Genomic DNA, 19,557 nt, shown 5'->3' with positions numbered 1-19,557 from the left:
CTACAGCCTTTCGATGGTCAGCCCACCATCGGCGTGGATCACTGATCCGGTCGCGAAGGACAACTCCTGCCCCGCCAGCATGCGTATGGCGCGCGCGACATCCTCCGCCTCGCCCCAGCGTTTTGCCGGAACCAGCCCGTCGGCGATGCGCCCGTCGTAGCGCGCGGCGACGCCGGCCGTCATCGGCGTGCGGATGATGCCGGGCCGCACCTCGAACACGCCGATGCCGTGCTCGGCCAGCCTCAGGGCGAACAGTTTCACCAACATGGGCAACGCCGCTTTCGACAGGCAGTAGTCGCCGCGTTCGATCGAGGCCATGGTTGCGCTCACCGACGACACGGTGACGATGGCGCGGCCTTCGCGGGCCGGTTGCGCCACCATCCGCCGTGCGACCTTCTGCGTCAGGAAAAACGTCCCGCGCAAATTGATGCCGAGAATGAAGTCGAAGGCTTCCGGCGTTACCTCCAGCAGGTCGCCGCGCACCCTCGCCGGCACACCGGCATTGTTGACCAGCACGTCGATCGGCCCAAGTGCTGCCTCGATCTCGTCGATCACGCGGTCATGCACATCGCTGTCGGCCAGGTCGCCGGCCACGACATGGGCGCGCTGCGCCCCCAGCGAAACCAGTTCACTGACAAGCGCCGACGCATCGGGCACTGTCCGGTCCATAACGCCTATCGCCAGCCCTGAGCGCGCCAGTTCCCTAGCCGTCGCCAGACCGATGCCGCTGCATCCTCCGGTCACCAAAACCACGCGCGATAAACCCATTCCCAGCCACCTCTCGCTGAATGCTAACAATCATTCCTTAGAGATTTTTCATAGGACTGGCGCGCTTTATTTCCTTTGGACCGTCGCGTTCGATGGTCCGGCCAATGACTCCCAAGCTTGGCGCAAAGCGAGTTGTGCCGGTCGCGGAAACGATGGCGATGCTGCGCGAGGCGCGACTCGCGATAACACATGGAAGGCAATGCAAGGTATGAACGGAAGCGGACCCAAGCTGCGTCGTGTCAGGTATTTTGCAACGATGCCCCCGCGACGGCAACGCCATCCATCGACGCCTTGGCCAGCACAGTCATGATCTCGGCCGCTGCCAGCGCGGCGATCACCGCCGGCCGCTTGTCCTTGACCGCGTCGCCGCCAATCGGCGAGACCAGCCGCGCGAACGACGCATTCGTCCCGCCGGCCGTCTTCAGATACCAGTTCCGGAAGGTCGCCTTCTTGGTCTTCGAGCCGATCATGCCGACATAGGCCGCGTCATCCCGTCCCAACGCCTCGGCGGCAATCAGGAAGTCCAGTGCGTGGTCGTGGGTCAGCACGACGAAGGCCGAACCGGCGGGCGCGATCCGCACCATCTCCTCCGGCATCGGCGTCAGTCTCGTCTCGATGCCGGCCGGCATGCCTTCCAGAGCGTCGGCGCGGCTCTCCACCACGATCGTCCTGAGCGGCAGCAGCGAAAAGGCCGACGCCAGCGCCTGACCGACATGCCCACCGCCAAACACATAGACATGCGGCAGTCGCGCCTCCTCGGACTCCACTGTCGCCAGAAGGTGCGCCTTTACGCCCTCGTCCACCTGTGTGATCGACACTTCTACTCGGCCCCCGCAGCATTGGCCAATCTCGGGGCCAAGTGGGATGGAGAGTAGCGCCTTACCCTCCCCCCCGTGGGGAGGGTCGGACCGAAGGTCCGGGGTGGGGGTAGCCTTCTGTCCCTGCCCCCCACCCCGGCTCTCGAATTTCGCTTCGCTCAATCCGCTCGCCGACCCTCCCCACAAGGGGGAGGGTAAAGGCTCCCGCAACATCATCCGCGCCTTGTCGATCGCCATATATTCCAGTTGACCACCGCCGATCGTGCCGAAGATCGCGGTCCTCGACACCAGCATCCACGCGCCCTTCTCGCGCGGCGTGGAGCCTTTCGCGGACGCGACCTCGACAAGGGCGGTAGTGGACCCATCAAGGAAAGCGCGGAGGTCTTTGGCGATCGATGCCATGATGGTACTATACCAGAATTCCTATGCCTTCGCCTCGGCCTTCAGCCGCTCGATCGCCATCAGCACGCGCTCGGGCGTCGCCGGGGCGTCGAGTCGCGGACAGATCCTGTGATTGGCGACACTGGCCACCGCATCCGACAGCGCGTGCAGCACCGACATGGCCAGCATGAAGGGTGGCTCGCCCACAGCCTTGGAGCGATGGATGGTCGGCTCGTGCGCTTCCGGCCAGTCGGCAAGCGCCACATTGAAAATCTTCGGCCGGTCGGAGGCAAGCGGGATCTTGTAGGTCGAGGGCGCATGCGTGCGAAGCCGGCCCTTGCCGTCCCACCACAGTTCCTCCGTCGTCAGCCAGCCCATCCCCTGGATGAATCCGCCTTCGATCTGACCAAGGTCGATCGCCCGGTTCAGCGACCGCCCGGTCTCGTGCAGGATATCGGTGCGCTCGACCACATATTCGCCGGTCAGCGTGTCGACCGAGACTTCCGAGCACGACGCGCCATAGGCGAAATAATAGAAGGGATGTCCCTCCCCCTTGTCGCGGTTCCAGTGGATTTTCGGCGTCTTGTAGAAACCCGCCGCTGAAAGCTGGATGCGGGCGAAATAGGCCTGCTTGACCAGGTCGGCGAACGGAATCTCCTGGTTGCCGACGCGCACCCGATTGGGCAGGAACTCGACCTGCTCGACCGGCACGGAATATTTGTCCGCCGCGAAATCGGTCAGGCGCCGCTTGATCCGCCGCGCCGCGTTCTGCGCCGCCATGCCGTTCAAGTCCGAGCCGGAGGAAGCGGCGGTCGCCGAGGTGTTCGGCACCTTGCCGGTGGTCGTCGCGGTGATCTTCACCTGGTCGATGTCGATCTGGAATTCTTCGGCCACCACCTGCGCGACCTTGACGTAGAGGCCTTGGCCCATCTCGGTGCCGCCATGGTTCAGATGCACCGAACCGTCGGTATAGACATGCACCAGCGCGCCCGCCTGGTTATAGTGGGTGGCCGTGAACGAGATGCCGAATTTCACCGGCGTCAGCGCCAGCCCGCGCTTGACGATGCGGCTGTTGGCGTTGAAGGCGGAAATCTCCCGCCGCCGCCGCGCATAGTTCGAACTCTCCTCCAGTTCGGCGACGATGCGGTGGATGATGTTGTCCTCCACCGTCTGGTGATACGGCGTGACGTTCCTGTCGCCTCTCTTGTCCCCCTTCCGGCCGTAGAAATTCAGCTTGCGGATCTCCAGCGGGTCCTTGCCGACGGCGAAAGCCACCTCGTCGATGATGCGCTCCGCGCCGACCATGCCTTGCGGCCCGCCGAAACCGCGGAAGGCGGTGTTGGACACAGTGTTGGTGTAGAGCGGCGCCGATTTCGCCAGCACGGCTGGCCAGAAATAGGCGTTGTCGCAGTGGAACAGCGCGCGGTCAGTCACTGGACCGGAAAGGTCGGAGGAAAAGCCGCAGCGCGCCGCATAGACGTAGTTCACGCCGGAAATATTGCCCTCGTCGTCGAACCCGGCCTCGTAGTCGATGACGAAATCGTGGCGCTTGCCGGTCGCAATCATGTCGTCGTCGCGGTCGGGCCGGATTTTCACGGCCCGCTTCAGCCGCTTCGCGCCAATCGCGGCCAACGCGGCCAACTGGTTGCCCTGCGTCTCCTTGCCGCCAAAACCGCCGCCCATGCGCCGGATCTCGACCGTCACCGCATGGCTCGGCACGCCGAGCGCATGCGACACCATGTGCTGCACCTCGCTCGGATGCTGGGTCGAGCAATAGACGGTAACGTCGCCATCCTCGCCGGGAATGGCCATGGATATCTGGCCTTCGAGATAAAAATGATCCTGCCCGCCGACCCGCATCCGCCCCTTGATCTTGCGCGGCGCCTTGGCGATCGCCTCAGCGGCGTCGCCGCGCTTCAACGTCAGCGGCGGAGTCACGAGCTTGTCGTTGAACGGATCGAGATCCCAGACATCGATAGCCGCCGGCAGTTCATCAAACTCGATCTTAGCCAGCCGACAGGCGCGGCGGGCGTGCTCGCGTGTCTCGGCGATCACGCAGAACACCGGCTGGCCGAAAAACTGCACCTTGCCCTCGGCCAGGATCGGCTCGTCATGGCGGCCGGTCGGCGAGATGTCGTTTTCGCCTGGCACATCGGCTGCGGTCAGCACATCGATCACGCCAGGCGCGCGCCTCACCGCCGACAAGTCGATCGTACGGATCGTCCCATGCGCTACGGTCGACAGCCCCAGCGCCCCATGCAGCGTACCTGCCGGCTCCGGCATGTCGTCAATATAGACCGCCTCGCCCGTGACGTGCTTGTGCGCGGAGTCGTGCCGCTGGTCGGTATGCACCGCGCCGACGATTTTTGCGGCCGCGAGATTGGGTGTGTGTTTTGTCATCCTACACCTCTCACGCCGCCCGCCCGACCTGCACCGGCGCCTTCGTCCCACTGGTCTCGATGAAAAACCGCCTGAGCAGGTTCTTGGCCGCCAGCATCCGGTATTCGGCAGTGGCGCGCATGTCGGTGAGCGGCGTGAAATCCGTGTCGAAAGCCGCAATCGCCGCCTCGACCGTCTCTTCCGTCCAAGGCTTGCCGATCAGTGCCGCCTCCACAGCGAAGGCCCGCTTCGGCGTCGCCGCCATGCCGCCGAAAGCAACGCGGATCGCCGCAACCGTGCCGTCGCGCGCAACTGCCAGCCGGAAGGCGCCCAGCGTCGAGGTGATGTCCTCGTCACGGCGCTTCGACACCTTGTGGACTGCGAATTTTTCGCCGCGCGCCGGCAAGGGAACGGTGACGCTTTCGACGAATTCGCCCGGCTGCCGGTCCTGCTTGCCGTAGGCGACGAAAAAATCCTCCAGCGGTATCGTCCGCGACTTCGCGCCGCGCCGGAGCGTCAGCCGCGCCCCCAGCGCGATCAGCGGCGGCGGCGTATCGCCGATCGGCGAGCCGTTGGCGATGTTGCCGCCGATCGTGCCCATATTGCGCACCTGCTCGCCGCCCAGCCGGTTGAGCAAAGTGCCCATTGTAGGAATGCGCCTGGCGAGCAACGCGAAGGCCTCGGTATAGGTGACGCCGGCTCCGATGGTGATAGCCCCGTCCGTTTCCGAAATCGCCTTCAACTCATCAAGCCCGGCAATGAACACCGCCGGCGCGATATCGCGCATATGCTTGGTCACCCACAGCCCGACATCGGTCGATCCCGCGACGATGGTCGCCTTCGGTTCGTCCTTGTAGAGTTTTGCGAAATCGTCCAGCGACCCGGGAACGACAAGCCGCTGCTTGTCTTCGCCGATCTCGACGCGGCGCCCGTCCTTCAGCGCTGAAAGCCGTGCAATGATCGCCTTGCGCTCGGCGAGCAGCGGATCCTTCGCAGCCTTGCCATAGGTGGAAATGGCTTTTGCCGCGCGCACGATCGCCTCGTAGCCGGTGCAGCGGCAGAGATTGCCCTGCAGCGACTTCTCGATCTCGGCGTCGGACGGCGTTGCCGACTTCATCCACAGCCCGTAGAGCGACATGACGAAGCCCGGCGTGCAGAAACCGCATTGCGAACCGTGGAAATCGACCATCGCCTGCTGCACCGGATGCAGGTTTCCGTCCTTGCCCTTCAGATGCTCGATGGTGACGACATGGGTGGCGTCCAGCGAGCCGACGAAGCGGATGCAGGCATTGACGCTTTCATAGACGAGTTTTCCGCCGGAAAGCCGGCCGACCAGCACCGTGCAGGCGCCGCAATCGCCCTCGGCACAGCCTTCCTTGCTGCCGCGCAGCCGGCGTTCGAGGCGCAGCCAGTCGAGCAGTGTCTCGTCTGGCGCGACGTCGCTCAGCGCGACGTCCTCGCCATTCAGGATGAAGCGGATTTCGGTCCTGGGTTTCACCTTGGCCACGGTCAGCTTCCTCTATAGGTCGAATAGCCGTAGGGCGAAATCATCAGCGGCACGTGGTAGTGCGTATTCTCCGCCATACCGAAGCGGATCGGCACTTGGTCCAGAAAGGCCGGATCGGGTAGCGCCACGCCGGTTCCGCGCAAATAGTCGCCGGCGAAAAAGATCAGCTCATATTGCCCCGTCTTGAAATCCGCCCCTTCGAGCAGCGGTGCGTCGCAACGGCCGTCGGCGTTGGTCTCGACCGCCTTGAGCAGATGGTGCGAATTTCCACTGACGCGATAGAGCGCGATCTTGAGCCCGGCAGCCGGCTTGCCGGACGCAGTATCCAGCACATGGGTCGTCAGCCGCCCGCCTTCCGCCTTCGCCATTCGGCTCCCTCCCTCGGTACATTCGAACGCGATCATGAATTGTGCGGCAATTAAAGGCCATGCATAAGTCCGGGTGAAGCGGAGCGCCACAAAAAGACTTTCAAATTTTTTCGGGGGATGGCTCGTCCGTCGCTTTCGATATCCTTCGGTCAAAAGAGGAACGCCTGGGGCAATGAACCCGAAACGTTATGTCAGGGATATGCGCGGCTACGGGGCAAACCCGCCCGATCCGCGCTGGCCGGGCGGCGCCCATGTCGCCGTTCAGTTCGTGGTCAACTACGAGGAAGGCGGCGAAAACAACGTGCTGCATGGCGACGCCGCCTCGGAGGCGTTCCTGTCCGAGATCACCGGCGCGCAGCCATGGCCTGGCCTGCGCCACTGGAACATGGAATCGATCTACGAATATGGCGCGCGCGCCGGCTTCTGGCGGCTCCACCGCATGTTCACGCAGGCGAACGTGCCGGTCACCTGCTACGGCGTCGCCTCGGCGCTCGCCCGCTCGCCCGACCAGGTCACTGCCATGCTGGAGGCCGGCTGGGAGATCGCCTCGCACGGGCTGAAATGGATCGACTATCGCGACGCCTCAGCCGACGACGAGCGGGCGCATATGGCTGAGGCCATCCACCTGCATGCGGAAGTCACCGGCGCGCGGCCGACCGGCTGGTACACGGGCCGCACCTCGGTCAACACGGTCCGGCTGGCGGCGGAGGAAGGCGGCTTCGCCTACATCTCGGACACCTATGACGACGACCTGCCCTACTGGCTCGACCATGACGGCCACGGCAATCCGATCGCGCCCCAACTCATCATCCCCTACACGCTCGACGCCAACGACATGCGTTTCGCCATCTCGGCCGGCTTCACCAATGGCGACCAGTTCTTCGCCTATCTGAAGGATGCTTTCGACACGCTGTACGCGGAGGGCAAGGCCGGCCGGCCCGGCATGATGTCGATCGGCCTGCATTGCCGTCTCGTCGGCCGCCCCGGCCGCGCGGCTGCGCTGAAGCGTTTCATCGACTACGTGAAATCGCACGAGCGCGTCTGGCTGCCGCGCCGCATCGACATTGCCCGTCACTGGCGCGAGACGCATCCCTACCAAGCTCCGGTGCTTCGCCCGTCGCGCATGGACCGAAAGGCGTTCGTCGAAAAATTCGGCGGCATCTTCGAACATTCTCCATGGATCGCCGAACGCGCCTTCGAGTTCGAACTCGGCCCGGCGCATGACAGCGCCGGCGGCTTGCACAACGCGCTCTGCCGCGCCTTCCGCTCAGCCGACGAGGACGAGCGCCTTGGCGTGCTCAAGGCCCATCCCGATCTCGCCGGCAAGCTTGCACAGGCAAAGCGCCTGACGGAGGAATCGACCGCCGAGCAGGCCAGCGCCGGCCTTGACGCGCTGACCGACGCTGAGCGGCAAGAATTCACCGAACTGAACTCCGCCTATGTCGAAAAGTTCGGTTTTCCCTTCATCATCACGGTGCGCGACAATACCAAGGCCAGCATTTTGCAAGCCTTCGAGACACGCATCGCCAACGACCGCGCGATTGAATTCGCGACCGCGTGCAAGCAGGTCGAACGTATTGCTCGACTGCGCCTGAACGACCTTCTGCCTGTTTGAGGGATGAGACCATGACTGCTCGCAGCTACTACGCGCCCAAGGGCGGTCTGCCGCCGCAGACCGACCTGATTACGGACCGGGCCGTCTTCACGGAGGCCTATGTGGTCATCCCGCGCCGCGAGTTCAGCGACATCGTCGCCAGCTACCTTCCCTTCTGGGAAAAGACCCGCGCCTGGGTGATTGCGCGGCCGTTGTCCGGCTTTGCAGAGACGTTTTCGCAATATGTGATGGAGGTGCTGCCGGGTGGCAGCAGCGACCGCCCCGAGCTCGACAAAGGCGCCGAGGGTGTGATCTTCGTGGTCGAAGGCGAAGTGACGGTCACGCTCGCCGGCAAGACGAACCGGATGACACCGGGAGGTTATGCCTTCATCCCGCCCGGCAGCGACTGGAGTCTGCGCAATGCAGACAGCGTTCCCGCACGGTTCCACTGGATCCGCAAGGCCTATGAATTCGTTGAGGGCATCGAGCCGCCGCAAGCCATCTTCGCCAACGAACAGGAGATCGAGCCGCTCGCCATGCCGGACACCGGCGGCCGCTGGGCGACCACCCGCTTCGTCGACCCCGCCGACGTCAGCCATGACATGCACGTCACCATCGTGACCTTCGAGCCGGGCGGCGTCATTCCTTTTCCTGAGACGCATGTCATGGAGCACGGCCTCTATGTACTGGAGGGCAAGGCGGTCTACCGGCTGAACCAGGACTGGGTGGAGGTCGAGGCCGGCGACTTCATGTGGCTGCGCGCCTTCTGTCCACAGGCCTGCTACGCCGGCGGCCCCGGAAAATTCCGCTATCTGCTCTACAAGGACGTGAACCGCCACATGAAGCTGGGCCTGCACCGATGAGCCGCGTCGTCACCGCAAAACCGCTGACTCGCGAAGATTTCGCGCCGTTCGGCGAGGTCATCGAGACCGGCACAACCGACAACCATTTTCCGATCAACGGTGGCAAGGCCGAGCGTTTTCACGCACTGGCCACGGCGGAGGCCACCGGCCCCAATGCCCGCGTGCTGATCTCGACCGTGCGGGGCACGCCCTACACCTTTCCGCTCACGCTCGGCATGGTCGAGCGCCATCCCTTCGGCAGCCAGGCCTTCATCCCGCTCGGCGCGCGGCCTTTCCTGGTCGTCGTCTGCCACGACGAGGATGGAAAACCCGGCACGCCGCATGCCTTCCTCGCCGCGCCCGGCCAGGGGGTAAATTATCCGCGCAATTCCTGGCACGGTGTGCTCACCCCGATCGGCGAGGCGCAGGATTTTGCGATCGTCGACCGCGGCGGCGACGGCAACAACCTGGAAGAGTTCTTCTTCGACGAACCCTATGAAGTCCGCCTGCCAGGCTGACAACAACCGAGTGACGCCATGACCGACGTTTCGCTGATCGACCGGCTTCTTGACGTGATCGAGGATGACATCGTTCCGAAGACGGCAGAAGGCGTCGCCCACGGCAACAAGCTGTTCGGCGCCGCCATCCTGCGCAAGGGCGATCGCTCGCTCGTCATCGCAGAGACCAACAACGAGACCGAAAACCCGCTCTGGCACGGCGAGGTCCATTGCCTGAAGCGATTCTATGAAATGCCCAAGGCAGACCGGCCCGACACGAAGGACTGCCTGTTCATCGCCACCCACGAGCCTTGCTCGCTCTGCCTGTCGGCCATCACCTGGACAGGCTTCGACAATTTCTACTACCTGTTCAGCCACGAGGATTCGCGCGACTCCTTCGCCATCCCGCACGATCTGAAGATCCTGAAGGAGGTCTTCACCCTAGGCCCCGGCGGCTACAACGCCGAAAACGCCTACTGGAAAAGCTTTTCGATCCGCCGCCTGCTGCGCGACCTGCCCGAGGCCGACCGAAAACGCTTGGAAACCCGCATCGCCGGCATCTCGCGCCGCTATGACGCGCTTTCGCGGGAATATCAGGACGGCAAGACGGACAACGACATCCCGTTGAATTGAAGGACCGGCAGCCGCCGGTTCAGCCCGTGGCAACCTTGCCGGCCGGCGCGCCTCAGGTCAGAAACGGCTTCGCCCGCATCGCGCCCGGCACCGGCACGCCTAGCCGCGTCAGCACGGTCGGGGCAAGCTGCAACTGATCCAGCAGCACGTCAGCCGCCGGCCCTTCGCCGCCACCGAAATAATAAAGCGCCACGTCCTGCATTTCCTCGTCATGGCCGCCGTGATGGCCGCGATGCGTCTGCCCATGGTCGGCGGTGACGATCACTTCGTAGCCGGCTTCGCGCCAGCGCGGCAGGAATCCGGCGAGCGCCGAGTCGAGATAATAGAGCGCATTGTCCATCTCGACGCAGTCCTGGCCGTAGCGGTGGCCCATCGAATCCACCGTACAGGTGTGCAGGATGCCGTAGTCGATGCCCTTGACCTCGGCCAGCCGCGTCAGCGTCGCGAACAGGTCGACATCGCTCGGCGTCATCTGGTTGGTATGGTTGTAGCCGGTCATGGTGTGAAACCGGCCATACGTGATCGGCCCTTTCGGCTCGTCATACTCGATGTCGCGAACCGGATCGAAGGGATAGCGGTTGAAGAATTCCGACCAGTAGGAATGCGTCACTGCGCCGGTCTTGCCGCCCGCCCTGGTCACCTCGGAAAAAATGTCGGGCTGGCTCACCCGCATCCGGAACTCGTTGGAGGTGACGCCGTGCACCTGCGGCGGCAAGCCGGTGTGGATCGAGGCGTAGCAGCACGCCGAAGTCGACGGCAGCACGGAACGCATCCGCCATTTGCGCGCTTCGCCGGACTGCACCCAGCCCTCCAGATTGCCCATGAACGGCTTCCAGTTCCGCCAGGGCAGGCCGTCGAGGATGATCAGCAGAAGCTTTGAGGACAGGGGCATCGGTGTTTCCGAAATCAACTCCAGGGCTTCTTCAACGACAACCAATCCGCCTTCAACGCCCCTTCCAAACCGGATCGCGCTTTTCGGCAAAGGCGCGAAAACCCTCCTGTCCGTCTTCCGAGGCGTAGAGTTCGTCCACGGTGCGGAATTTGCGCTTGGTGATCCAGTTCATAGCGTCCTGGAAGGTCATCGCCTCGGCCTCACGCGCCACCTCCTTGATCGACGCGAACACCAGCGGCGGCCCGGACGCGAGCAGCCGCGCGATCTCCCACACGCGCTCCTCCAGCTTGTCCTTTGGCAAAACCTCGTTGACCAGCCCCCAGCGATGCGCCTCCTGCACATCCATCCAGCGGCCGGTGAGCAGCAGATCCATGGCGACATGATACGGGATGCGCTTCGGAAGTTTCACTGTCGCGGCATCGGCCAAAGTGCCGGCGCGGATTTCCGGCAGCGCAAAGCTCGAATGATCGGCAGCGTAGATCAGGTCGCAGGACAGCGCCAGTTCGAAGCCGCCGCCCACCGCCATGCCGTTGACGCAGGCGATCACCGGCTTGTTCATGTCGCGCAATTCCTGCAATCCGCCGAAACCGCCGACGCCGTAGTCGCCGTCTACCGCGTCGCCTGACGCCGCCGCCTTCAGGTCCCAGCCGGCCGAGAAGAACTTGTCGCCCGCCGTCTTGACGATCGCGACGCGCAATTCCGGATCGTCGCGAAAGGCGCGAAAAGTCTCGCCCAGCAGCCGTGAGGTTTTCAGGTCGATGGCGTTGGCCTTCGGCCGGTCGAGCGTGACTTCGAGGATCGCGCCCTCGCGGCGGGTGGTGACGACATCGGTCATGGGTTCGCTCCTTACCCTGCCCCTTGTGGGGAGGGTCGACCGGCGAAGCCGGTCGGGGTGGGGGTAACTTGAGATAGCTGCGTTTCCATACCCCCACCCGCGCCTTCGGCGCGCGCTTCGCGCCCCCACAAGCGGGAGGTGGGAGCTGGAACCATCAATGCATCCGCGACCCAGGCGCCCTTGCCTTCGCCGCAGACGATCAGCGGGTTGACGTCCAGTTCTTCGATCTCGCCGGCATGCGCGAGCACGAAACCGGCCAGCTTTTCGACCGCCCCGATCGCCGCTTGCAAATCGGCCCTCGGCCGCCCACGGAAACCGTCCAGCAGCGGAAACAGTTTCAGGCTGCGCAGCGCCGCCTCGATTTCGGATCGTGACGCCGGCAGCAGCAGGGTCGCCGAATCCTTCAACAGTTCGACCAGCACGCCGCCGGAGCCGAGCGTCATCACCGGCCCGAACAGCGGATCGCGGGTGAAGCCGACGATCAGTTCCGCCACGCCCCCCTGCACCATGCGCTCGACAAAAAGCCTGCTGCCCAGCGGCAGCAGCGTGCCGGCTGCATCCCGAACCGACGCCGCGTCGCGCAAGTTGAGTTTCACCGCGCCGGCTTCCGACTTGTGCGCCACGCCCATCGCCTTCAGCGCGACGGGAAAACCCAGCGCCTCGGCGGCGGCGACAGCCTCCTCGATGCTTGCCGCACGGCGTCCGGCCGGAACCGAAACGCCTGCCTCGGCGAGCAGCGATTTCGCGGCGGCTTCGTCTACAGAGGCGTTACCCTCCCCCTTGTGGGGAGGGTCGGCGCGGAGCGCCGGGGTGGGGGTATCGTGAAACGCCGGCGTACCAGCCCCCCCACCCGCGCCTTCGGCGCGACCTCCCCACAAGGGGGAGGTGAAGGGTTGCCGACGCCACGCCTCGCCGATCGTCGCCGCCGCTTCCGCCGCATCCAGCGCCTCGGCGATCCCGTAGAGCGGCACCATGCCCCGCGCCATCAGTTTCGGCGCATAGTCTTCCGGCAGGTTTTCCGGCAGCGAGGCCAGCACCGCGCCCTTGGCGCCATGCGTCTTCAGCCCGCTTTCGAAGGCCGCCAGCGTCGTCCACCAGTCGACGTCCGAACAGCGGTCGCGGCGCGGAAAGTCCAGCACCAGGATGTTGAGATCGAAACCGCCGGACACCATGGCGCCGAAGGTGGCGGTCATGGCCGGCCCGTTGTTCCAGATGAAGGTGTGGTAGTCGAGCGGATTGGCTACCGCCACCAGCGGCCCCAGCGTCGCCTTCACCCGCGCCCGGTGCTCCTCGGTGAGCGGCGGAAAAAACACTTTTCGCCCCTCGGCGCTGTCGGCCATGACTGACGCCTCGCCGCCGGAACAACTCATTGACGACAGCCGGTAGCCGGTGAGCGGCCCATGCGCGTGCAACAGCTTCAGCGCCTCCAGGAAGGAGGGGATCGAGTTCACCCGCGCGATGCTCAGCCGCTTCAGGAACGCATCGGACGCCGCGTCCGAGCCCGCCAGCGAGGCGGTATGCGACACGGTGCCGGCCCGCGCCTGTTCGGAACGGCCGATCTTCATGGCGACGATCGGCTTTTTCAGTTCCCGCGCCCGCGCCGCCAGTTTTTCGAAACTATCGACCTTGTCGAAGGCCTCGATGTGCAGGCCGAGAACCGACACGCGCGAATCCTCGATCAGGCCCAGCGCCATCTCCGACAGCCCGGTCTGCGCCTGGTTGCCGGCGGTCATGATGTAGGCGACCGGCAGGCCGCGCGCCTGCATGGTCATGTTGATGGCGATGTTGGAGGACTGGGTGATGATGGCGACACCCGTCGCGCCGTCGGCCAGCCTGATGCCGCCATGCTGGTCGGGCCACAGCAGCGCGCCGTCGGCATAATTGATCAGGCCGTAACAGTTCGGCCCGATGATCGGCAAGTCGCCGGCCGCCTCCAGCAGGGCGTCCTGCAACCCGTCGCCCTCGGGATCGTAGTGGCCGGTCTCGCGAAAGCCCGATGCGAAACACACCGCGCCGCCCGCGCCCTTGTCGCGCAGCGCCTTCACCATCTCGACGGTGAGATGGCGGTTGACGCCGATGAAAGCCGCGTCCGGCGCGCCGGGCAGCTCGGCCACGGTCTTGTAGGCTTTTACCCCCTCGACCTCCGCCTTGGTTGGGTGCACCGGCCAGATATCGCCGGCGAAACCCATCTTCAGGCATTGCTTCACGACATTGGTGCCGAACGCCCCGCCGCCGATGATGGCGACGGATTTCGGCCGCAGCATGCGTTCGAGGCGGTTGACCATCAGCCACCCACCGCCCTGAGTAGTGCCCGGCTGATGATGTGCCGCTGGATTTCGCTCGTGCCTTCCCAAATCCGCTCCACCCGCGCGTCGCGCCAGATGCGTTCCAGCGGCAGGTCGTCCATCAGCCCCATGCCGCCATGGATCTGGATCGCCTCGTCTGCGACGAAGGCGAGCACTTCGGTGGCCTTCAGCTTGGCCATCGCCATGTCCTGGTCGGTGACGGTTCCCTGGTCATATTTCCAGCCGGCCTCGAACACCATCAGGTCGGCCGCCTTCAACTCGGTCGCCATGTCGGCCAGCTTGAACGACACGCCCTGGAATTTGCCGATCTGCTGGCCGAACTGTTCGCGCTGCGCGGCATATTCGATGGCGTGCTGCAAGGCGCGCTCGGCGCGGCCGAGGCAGGTGGCGCCGACCTGCAGGCGCGTCGCGCCGAGCCAGCTATTCGCCACCTCGAAACCCTTATGAACCTCACCGAGAATCTGCTCCTTCGGCAGCCGGCAGTCGTCGAATTCAAGCACCGAATTGGTGTAGCCGCGATGCGAGACGTTGCGATAACCGTCGCGGACGGTGAAGCCCTTCGTGCCCTTGTCGACAAAGAACGCCGTGATTTTTTTCCGCTTGCCTCGCGGAGAGTCCTCCTCGCCGGACGCCATGAAAACGATCGCGAAATCCGCGATATCAGCATGGGAGATAAAGTGCTTGGTGCCGTTGAGCACCCAGTCGTCGCCGTCCTGCACGGCCGAAGCCTTCATGCCGCGCAGGTCGGAGCCGGCGCCCGGCTCGGTCATGGCGAGGCAGTCCCACTTCTCGCCGCGAATGCAGGGGAACAGATATTTTTCGCGCTGCTCCGGCGTACCAGCGAGCAGAATGTTGGAGGGCCGCGCCACGCAGGTCCAATGCAGCGCATAATTGGCGCGGCCAAGTTCCTTTTCGTAGAGCAGCCAGGTCACCGTATCGAGCCCCGCCCCGCCGACATCCTCCGGCATGTTGGCGGCATAGAGCCCGGCTTCGATCGCCTTTTTCTGCAGCTCCTTGATGAGTTCCATGCGGAGATGGCCGCTGCGCTCCACCTCGCGCTCGTGCGGATAAAGCTCGTTCTCGACGAAGGCGCGCGTCGTCTCGACGATGAGTTTCTGTTCCTCGGAAAGACCGAAATCCATCGTCTCAGCCCTTCTTCTTTGCCTTCGCCGGCGCGGCCTTCTTCGGCTTTTCGGCCTTCGCCCTGGCGGCGGCCTGCGAGACCTTGGCCTTCGCCGTCTTGCCGAGCTGCTTGACGTAGCTGTTGTGCAACTCGCCAGCGCCCCAGCCCTTGCCCTTCTCGGCCAGAGCGAGCGCCTCCATGATGCCGACAAGATTCTCGTCCCGGATGCGCTCCAGCTCGCGGATCGACCATTGGCCGGACTGGTCGTCGGACTGCGTGGCGATCAGGTCGACCAGTTCGTCGTTGAACTCCGGCACGTCCATCAGTTTTGTCCATGGCCATGCGAGCGCCGGGCCGAACTGGGCCATGAAATGGCGCATGCCCGCCTCGCCGCCGGCAATGCGGTAGGTCTGGAACATGCCCATCTGCGCCCAGCGCAGGCCAAAGCCGTAGCGCATGATGTCGTCGAGTTCCTCGACCGTGCAGATGCCATCCTTGACCAGCCACAGCGCCTCGCGCCAGGCGGCCTCCAGCAGCCGGTTGCCGACGAAGGCGTCGATCTCCTTGTTGATGACGACGCACTTCATGCCGATCGACGTATAGACCTCGCGCGCCCGCTCGACGAATTCCTTGCTCGTCTTCTCGCCGGGCACGATCTCGTTGATCGGCAGCAGGTAGACCGGGTTGAACGGGTGGGCGACCAGGAAGCGCTCGGGATGCTTCATGTCCTTCGCCATGTCGGTCGCCTTGAAGCCCGAGGTGGACGAGCCGATCAGCGCGTCAACCGGTGCCGCGGCTTCGATCTCGGCCAGCGTCTTCAGCTTGAGTTCGAGCCGTTCCGGCACGCTCTCCTGGATGAAGTCGGCATTCTTCACCGCCTCGGCGATGGACGGCGCGAAGGTCACCCGGCCTTCCTTGGGCAGGCCTTTCGTCGCCATGCGCTTGTAGGCGCGGCGGGCATTATTCATCACCTCGTCGACCTTGCGCTTGGCCTCGGGGTGGGGATCGAACACCGCGACGTCGATGCCGTTCAACGCGAGCCGCGCGATCCACCCGCCGCCGATGACGCCGCCGCCAATGGCCGCTGCCTTCCTGATCGTGCTCATGCATTTGCTCTTTGTCTTGCCGTTTCGGGATCGGTCAGCGCCACACGCACGCCTGCGCGGATGACCGACGGGTCGTAGGCTTTTCGCGCGAAAACCTCCGCCACAATGGGCCGGAAGAAGTCGATATCGAACGTTTCGTAATCCGGATCGAAGCTCGACTGATCCCAGCGTTCGCAGAACTGATCGCAATCGTCGAAGTAAGCGTGCCCGGCAAATTTCTCGCGCGCGTTTCGGTTTCCGCCGAGATGGTGGGCATAATATAGCCGCTGGAAGTCGCCATGCTTCTCGACCACCCAGGTGCATTGCTCCCGCACAAAGGGTTTCAGGATTGTCGCGGCGTATTCGTCGTGGTTGTACGGCGCATCGATGTCGCCGATGTCGTGCAGCAGCGCGCAGGCGATCCAGTCGGCGTCCGCTCCGTCGCGCCATGCTCGCGTCGCCGCCTGCAGCGAATGGCCGAGCCGCGTGACCTTGTAGCCCGAAAGACCCTCGTCGAGTTTCACAAGTGCGTCGAGCAGCCGCTCGCCGGTCTTTGCGGCGTAGTCGATCTCATGAGCGGTGAGGAACTCATATTCCTCCCGCGTCCCATCCTTCATCGCCGTGAAATCGACCGTCTTCACCGCCGGCTCCCGATTGCCGCCGCTATGCCTGCAGCGGCGCGCGCTTGGTCAAATTGAGCTTCGTCCGAACCTCGTCCGGGCCGAGCACCCGTGCGCCCATGTTCGAGACGATCGACACGGCCCGCTCGACCAGTTGCGCATTGGTCGCCAGCACGCCCTTGTCGAGCCACAGATTGTCCTCCAGCCCGACCCGCACATTGCCGCCGGCCAGCACCGCCGCCGCCGCATACGCCATCTGGTTGCGGCCGATGGAGAAAGCCGACCATGTCCAGTCGGCCGGCACATTGTTGACCATCGCCATGAAGGTGTTGAGGTCGTCTGGCGCGCCCCACGGCACGCCCATGCAGAGCTGCACCAGCGCGTCCGGCTTCAGTATCCCCTCGGTCACCAGTTGCTTGGCGAACCAGAGATGCCCGGTATCAAAAGCCTCAATCTCCGGCTTGACGCCCATCTCGGTCATCATGCCGCCCATGGCGCGCAGCATGCCGGGCGTGTTGGTCATCACATAATCAGCTTCGTTGAAATTCATCGTGCCACAGTCGAGCGTGCAGATTTCCGGCAGACACTGGCGCACATGCTCGACGCGGTTCGACGCGCCGCCCATGTCGGTGCCCCGCTCCTTCAGCGGCAGCGGGCTTTCGACGGAGCCGAACACCATGTCGCCGCCCATGCCAGCCGTCAGGTTCAGCACCACGTCGACATTGGCGTCGCGGATGCGTTCGGTCACCTCGCGATAGAGATGCACGTCGCGGCGCGGCTTTCCCGTCTCGGGATCGCGCACGTGGCAATGCACGATCGCTGCCCCGGCCTTCGCCGCGTCGATGGCCGACTCGGCGATCTGCTTCGGCGAGCGCGGCACATGCGGGCTGCGATCCTGTGTCCCGCCAGACCCCGTAACGGCGCAGGTGATAAAAACCTCACGGTTCATTTCGAGCGGCATGACATCTCCTCCTGTTGCCGCGACCATGCCCCACTTGCTCGTCCCTGCTTTTGCGTTTTACGAAAGACAAATGGCAAAAAGCGAAAAGCCCTCCGTATTCCGGTCTGAACGCACGCCGCTCTCGGTCACCTTCCTTGTCCTGTCCGGCTCCTCCATTATGTGCGTCGCCTCGGCGATCGATCCGCTGCGCGCCGCCAACCGCGTCACCCGCGAGACCCTGTTCGACTGGAAGATCGTATCCGTCGACGGCGCGCCGCCGGTCACCACATCCGGCCTGCCCGTCGCCGTTTCAGGGCCCTTCGACCCCACCGAGCACACCGACATGCTGGCGATCGTCGGCGGTTTTGGCACCCGCGATCATGGCACACCGGCGCTGCTGTCCGGCATCCGCCGCGTCGCCCGTTCCGCCCGCTCCTACGGTGGCATCGAGGCAGGGTCCTGGCTAGTCGCCCGCACCGGCCTGCTGGAAGGCCACGCCGCCACCACGCACTGGGAAGACATGGAGGATTTTTCCGCTGCCTTCCCCGGCATCGACGTGCGGCCGGACCGCTACGTCATCGACGGTCTCGCCTTCACCGCCGGCGGCGCCTCCCCCACCTTCGACCTGATGCTCCACCTCGTCCGCTCGCGCCTCGGCATGGCCGTGGCGCTCGATGTTGCAAGCGTCTTCATCTACGACCAAGCACGCGCCGCCACCGACGCTCAGCCGCTTGTCTCGCTCGGCCGGCTCGACGGCTACGATCCACGCCTTGCCCAAGCGATCCGGCTGATGGAATCCCATATCGACCAGCCGCTCACCACAGCCGCCATCGCCCGGCGAGCCGGCGTGACGGCCCGCGCGCTGGAAGGCATTTTTCGTCGCTCGATTGGCGAGACACCGGGCGCCTACTACCTTCGCCTGCGCCTGCATGCCGCGCGCCGGCTGGTGATCGACACCCGCATCGCCATGGCCGATATCGCCGCACGCTGCGGCTTCTCCAGTTCGGCCGCCTTCTCCCGTGCATTCTCGCGGGCGTTCGGCAATTCGCCCACGATCATGCGCCGCCAATAGTTTAGACGGACGGACCTTAGGCTCGCATTGAATGTCTTATGATGATGGTATATATCGTGGTCTATACCACTTGGAGGCGCCCATGCCCCACGTCGCCAAATTATTCAAGAATGGCCGCAGCCAGGCCGTCCGCCTTCCCGCGGAATTCCGGTTTGAGGGCACCGAGGTCGAGATACGGCGCGACCCTGAGACGGGGGATGTGATCCTTTCCGAGCGGCGGGCGGAAAAGTCTTGGGATGAGTTCTTCCGGTTGCGCGATCAACTCGATCTGCCGGCTGATTTCATGAAGGACAGAGACCCGGGCCTTCCCCAGCGCGACGATATTTTTGATGACCTCTAAACTGCTGCTGGATACGAATACTCTTGGCGTCCTGGTCAGAGCAAGGTCGCATCAGGCTGACGCCCGTCTGAGAAGCCACGATCCCGAAAGCATCTTCATTTCGGCAGTGACGGAAGGCGAGATTCTGTTTGGCATCGCGAAATCATCGGAGGCGACAAGGATCGCTGCGGGGATGCGAGCGGTGCTGGCAAAGTTCGCCATCCTACCCTGGACAAGCCAAACCGCCACCGCCTATGGGACACTGCGGGCCGAACTCAACCGCCGGGGAATTAGCCTTGGCGCTCTGGATATGATGATTGCGGCACAAGCCTACGAAATCGGCGCCATCCTCGTCACCAGCGACATGGCGTTCCGAAACATACCGCAACTAAGAGTGGAAGATTGGCTGCAAGCCTAGTCGTCCAGGCCGCCTCCGAGGGCAGGTCCTAGGTGTCATTTCCAAGGACGTTGTCCTTGATCAATCTAGCTATGGGTGGTTTTCCGCCGAGGGCGGCGTGAGGTCTGCGGTTGTTGTAATCGCCGAGCCATGCAGGCATTGCGGCGGTTCGCTGTGCGGA

The 19,557-nt window shown here is 64.2% G+C and carries 20 protein-coding genes; 7 read left to right on the top strand and 13 right to left on the bottom strand.

Features of this window, described 5'->3' with window-relative positions:
• The 5 genes from ACH196_RS27840 to uraH all read right to left on the bottom strand — a co-directional run bounded on the left by ACH196_RS27840 (position 1) and on the right by uraH (position 6,221).
• Positions 1–768, bottom strand: coding sequence for a 3-ketoacyl-ACP reductase (locus ACH196_RS27840; RefSeq protein WP_396650098.1), 768 nt, complete (start codon positions 766–768; stop codon positions 1–3).
• Between the two features lie 239 nt (positions 769–1,007).
• Positions 1,008–1,988, bottom strand: coding sequence for a xanthine dehydrogenase accessory protein XdhC (gene xdhC, locus ACH196_RS27835; RefSeq protein WP_396650097.1), 981 nt, complete (start codon positions 1,986–1,988; stop codon positions 1,008–1,010).
• Between the two features lie 21 nt (positions 1,989–2,009).
• Positions 2,010–4,367: a xanthine dehydrogenase molybdopterin binding subunit gene (gene xdhB / locus ACH196_RS27830; protein ID WP_396650096.1), complete on the bottom strand. Its 2,358-nt coding sequence runs from the start codon at positions 4,365–4,367 to the stop codon at positions 2,010–2,012.
• Positions 4,368–4,377: 10 nt separating this feature from the next.
• The gene (xdhA, locus tag ACH196_RS27825; protein WP_396650095.1) at positions 4,378–5,853 is read right to left on the bottom strand and encodes a xanthine dehydrogenase small subunit; all 1,476 of its coding nucleotides are present in this window, start codon (positions 5,851–5,853) and stop codon (positions 4,378–4,380) included.
• A gap of 2 nt (positions 5,854–5,855) precedes the next feature.
• On the bottom strand, positions 5,856–6,221 hold the full coding sequence (uraH, locus tag ACH196_RS27820; RefSeq protein ID WP_396650094.1) for a hydroxyisourate hydrolase: 366 nt from the start codon (positions 6,219–6,221) through the stop codon (positions 5,856–5,858).
• A 172-nt stretch (positions 6,222–6,393) separates the two neighbouring features.
• Here uraH and puuE point away from each other — a divergent pair, with 172 nt between their 5' ends.
• Genes puuE through ACH196_RS27800 form a run of 4 tightly spaced genes read left to right on the top strand, consistent with a single transcriptional unit; the run spans position 6,394 to position 9,787 of the window.
• Positions 6,394–7,836: an allantoinase PuuE gene (gene puuE, locus ACH196_RS27815; RefSeq protein WP_396650093.1), complete on the top strand. Its 1,443-nt coding sequence runs from the start codon at positions 6,394–6,396 to the stop codon at positions 7,834–7,836.
• Between the two features lie 11 nt (positions 7,837–7,847).
• Complete coding sequence (locus tag ACH196_RS27810; RefSeq protein WP_396650092.1) at positions 7,848–8,678, top strand: bifunctional allantoicase/(S)-ureidoglycine aminohydrolase; 831 nt, start codon at positions 7,848–7,850, stop codon at positions 8,676–8,678.
• Positions 8,675–9,175 carry an ureidoglycolate lyase gene (locus ACH196_RS27805; RefSeq protein WP_396650091.1) on the top strand — a complete coding sequence of 167 codons (501 nt, stop codon included), beginning with the start codon at positions 8,675–8,677 and terminating at the stop codon, positions 9,173–9,175. Before ACH196_RS27810 ends, ACH196_RS27805 begins: the two co-directional genes overlap by 4 nt.
• An 18-nt stretch (positions 9,176–9,193) precedes the next feature.
• Entirely contained in the window at positions 9,194–9,787 is a 594-nt protein-coding gene (locus ACH196_RS27800) for a nucleoside deaminase (protein ID WP_396650090.1), read from the top strand.
• Positions 9,788–9,839: 52 nt separating this feature from the next.
• Here the strand turns inward: ACH196_RS27800 and ACH196_RS27795 are convergent, their stop codons facing one another.
• The 7 genes from ACH196_RS27795 to ACH196_RS27765 are packed head-to-tail and all read right to left on the bottom strand — an operon-like array spanning position 9,840 to position 17,609.
• Complete coding sequence (locus ACH196_RS27795) at positions 9,840–10,679, bottom strand: alkaline phosphatase family protein (protein ID WP_396650089.1); 840 nt, start codon at positions 10,677–10,679, stop codon at positions 9,840–9,842.
• Positions 10,680–10,731: 52 nt separating this feature from the next.
• On the bottom strand, positions 10,732–11,514 hold the full coding sequence (locus tag ACH196_RS27790; protein WP_396650088.1) for a carnitinyl-CoA dehydratase: 783 nt from the start codon (positions 11,512–11,514) through the stop codon (positions 10,732–10,734).
• An 11-nt stretch (positions 11,515–11,525) separates the two neighbouring features.
• Entirely contained in the window at positions 11,526–13,799 is a 2,274-nt protein-coding gene (locus tag ACH196_RS27785) for an acetate--CoA ligase family protein (RefSeq protein WP_396650087.1), read from the bottom strand.
• Positions 13,799–14,962, bottom strand: coding sequence for an acyl-CoA dehydrogenase family protein (locus ACH196_RS27780; RefSeq protein ID WP_396650086.1), 1,164 nt, complete (start codon positions 14,960–14,962; stop codon positions 13,799–13,801). The genes ACH196_RS27785 and ACH196_RS27780 overlap by 1 nt, the downstream gene beginning before the upstream one ends.
• Before the next feature lie 4 nt (positions 14,963–14,966).
• Positions 14,967–16,049 (bottom strand): 3-hydroxyacyl-CoA dehydrogenase NAD-binding domain-containing protein, encoded by a 1,083-nt coding sequence (locus ACH196_RS27775; protein WP_396650085.1) that lies wholly within the window; start codon positions 16,047–16,049, stop codon positions 14,967–14,969.
• The gene (locus tag ACH196_RS27770) at positions 16,046–16,669 is read right to left on the bottom strand and encodes an HD domain-containing protein (protein ID WP_396650084.1); all 624 of its coding nucleotides are present in this window, start codon (positions 16,667–16,669) and stop codon (positions 16,046–16,048) included. Before ACH196_RS27770 ends, ACH196_RS27775 begins: the two co-directional genes overlap by 4 nt.
• A gap of 22 nt (positions 16,670–16,691) precedes the next feature.
• Positions 16,692–17,609: a 3-keto-5-aminohexanoate cleavage protein gene (locus ACH196_RS27765; protein ID WP_396650083.1), complete on the bottom strand. Its 918-nt coding sequence runs from the start codon at positions 17,607–17,609 to the stop codon at positions 16,692–16,694.
• A 70-nt stretch (positions 17,610–17,679) separates the two neighbouring features.
• Between ACH196_RS27765 and ACH196_RS27760 the strand changes: the two genes are divergently transcribed.
• The 3 genes from ACH196_RS27760 to ACH196_RS27750 all read left to right on the top strand — a co-directional run bounded on the left by ACH196_RS27760 (position 17,680) and on the right by ACH196_RS27750 (position 19,397).
• Positions 17,680–18,660 (top strand): GlxA family transcriptional regulator, encoded by a 981-nt coding sequence (locus tag ACH196_RS27760; protein ID WP_396650082.1) that lies wholly within the window; start codon positions 17,680–17,682, stop codon positions 18,658–18,660.
• Between the two features lie 82 nt (positions 18,661–18,742).
• Complete coding sequence (locus ACH196_RS27755; RefSeq protein ID WP_396650081.1) at positions 18,743–19,000, top strand: antitoxin; 258 nt, start codon at positions 18,743–18,745, stop codon at positions 18,998–19,000.
• On the top strand, positions 18,990–19,397 hold the full coding sequence (locus tag ACH196_RS27750) for a type II toxin-antitoxin system VapC family toxin (protein WP_396650080.1): 408 nt from the start codon (positions 18,990–18,992) through the stop codon (positions 19,395–19,397). Before ACH196_RS27755 ends, ACH196_RS27750 begins: the two co-directional genes overlap by 11 nt.
• Positions 19,398–19,425: 28 nt before the next feature.
• On the opposite strand, the gene ACH196_RS27745 is transcribed toward ACH196_RS27750, so the two are convergent.
• On the bottom strand, positions 19,426–19,557 hold a 132-nt coding region (locus tag ACH196_RS27745; RefSeq protein ID WP_396650131.1), incomplete at its 5' end, for an integrase core domain-containing protein.

Source organism: Mesorhizobium sp. IMUNJ 23232 (assembly GCF_044326205.1).
GTDB lineage: Bacteria > Pseudomonadota > Alphaproteobacteria > Rhizobiales > Rhizobiaceae > Kumtagia.
Note: the sequence above shows the minus strand (reverse complement) of the source record. Positions and strands in the feature narration are given on the sequence as shown.

Bases quoted from the DNA above. Each gene is read 5' to 3' on its own strand.
- ACH196_RS27840 (WP_396650098.1), bottom strand. From the start codon at position 768: ATGGGTTTATCGCGCGTGGTTTTGGTGACCGGAGGATGCAGCGGCATC.
- xdhC (WP_396650097.1), bottom strand. From the start codon at position 1,988: ATGGCATCGATCGCCAAAGACCTCCGCGCTTTCCTTGATGGGTCCACT.
- xdhB (WP_396650096.1), bottom strand. From the start codon at position 4,367: ATGACAAAACACACACCCAATCTCGCGGCCGCAAAAATCGTCGGCGCG.
- uraH (WP_396650094.1), bottom strand. From the start codon at position 6,221: ATGGCGAAGGCGGAAGGCGGGCGGCTGACGACCCATGTGCTGGATACT.
- puuE (WP_396650093.1), top strand. From the start codon at position 6,394: ATGAACCCGAAACGTTATGTCAGGGATATGCGCGGCTACGGGGCAAAC.
- ACH196_RS27810 (WP_396650092.1), top strand. From the start codon at position 7,848: ATGACTGCTCGCAGCTACTACGCGCCCAAGGGCGGTCTGCCGCCGCAG.
- ACH196_RS27805 (WP_396650091.1), top strand. From the start codon at position 8,675: ATGAGCCGCGTCGTCACCGCAAAACCGCTGACTCGCGAAGATTTCGCG.
- ACH196_RS27800 (WP_396650090.1), top strand. From the start codon at position 9,194: ATGACCGACGTTTCGCTGATCGACCGGCTTCTTGACGTGATCGAGGAT.
- ACH196_RS27795 (WP_396650089.1), bottom strand. From the start codon at position 10,679: ATGCCCCTGTCCTCAAAGCTTCTGCTGATCATCCTCGACGGCCTGCCC.
- ACH196_RS27790 (WP_396650088.1), bottom strand. From the start codon at position 11,514: ATGACCGATGTCGTCACCACCCGCCGCGAGGGCGCGATCCTCGAAGTC.
- ACH196_RS27785 (WP_396650087.1), bottom strand. From the start codon at position 13,799: ATGGTCAACCGCCTCGAACGCATGCTGCGGCCGAAATCCGTCGCCATC.
- ACH196_RS27780 (WP_396650086.1), bottom strand. From the start codon at position 14,962: ATGGATTTCGGTCTTTCCGAGGAACAGAAACTCATCGTCGAGACGACG.
- ACH196_RS27775 (WP_396650085.1), bottom strand. From the start codon at position 16,049: ATGAGCACGATCAGGAAGGCAGCGGCCATTGGCGGCGGCGTCATCGGC.
- ACH196_RS27765 (WP_396650083.1), bottom strand. From the start codon at position 17,609: ATGCCGCTCGAAATGAACCGTGAGGTTTTTATCACCTGCGCCGTTACG.
- ACH196_RS27760 (WP_396650082.1), top strand. From the start codon at position 17,680: ATGGCAAAAAGCGAAAAGCCCTCCGTATTCCGGTCTGAACGCACGCCG.
- ACH196_RS27755 (WP_396650081.1), top strand. From the start codon at position 18,743: ATGCCCCACGTCGCCAAATTATTCAAGAATGGCCGCAGCCAGGCCGTC.
- ACH196_RS27750 (WP_396650080.1), top strand. From the start codon at position 18,990: ATGACCTCTAAACTGCTGCTGGATACGAATACTCTTGGCGTCCTGGTC.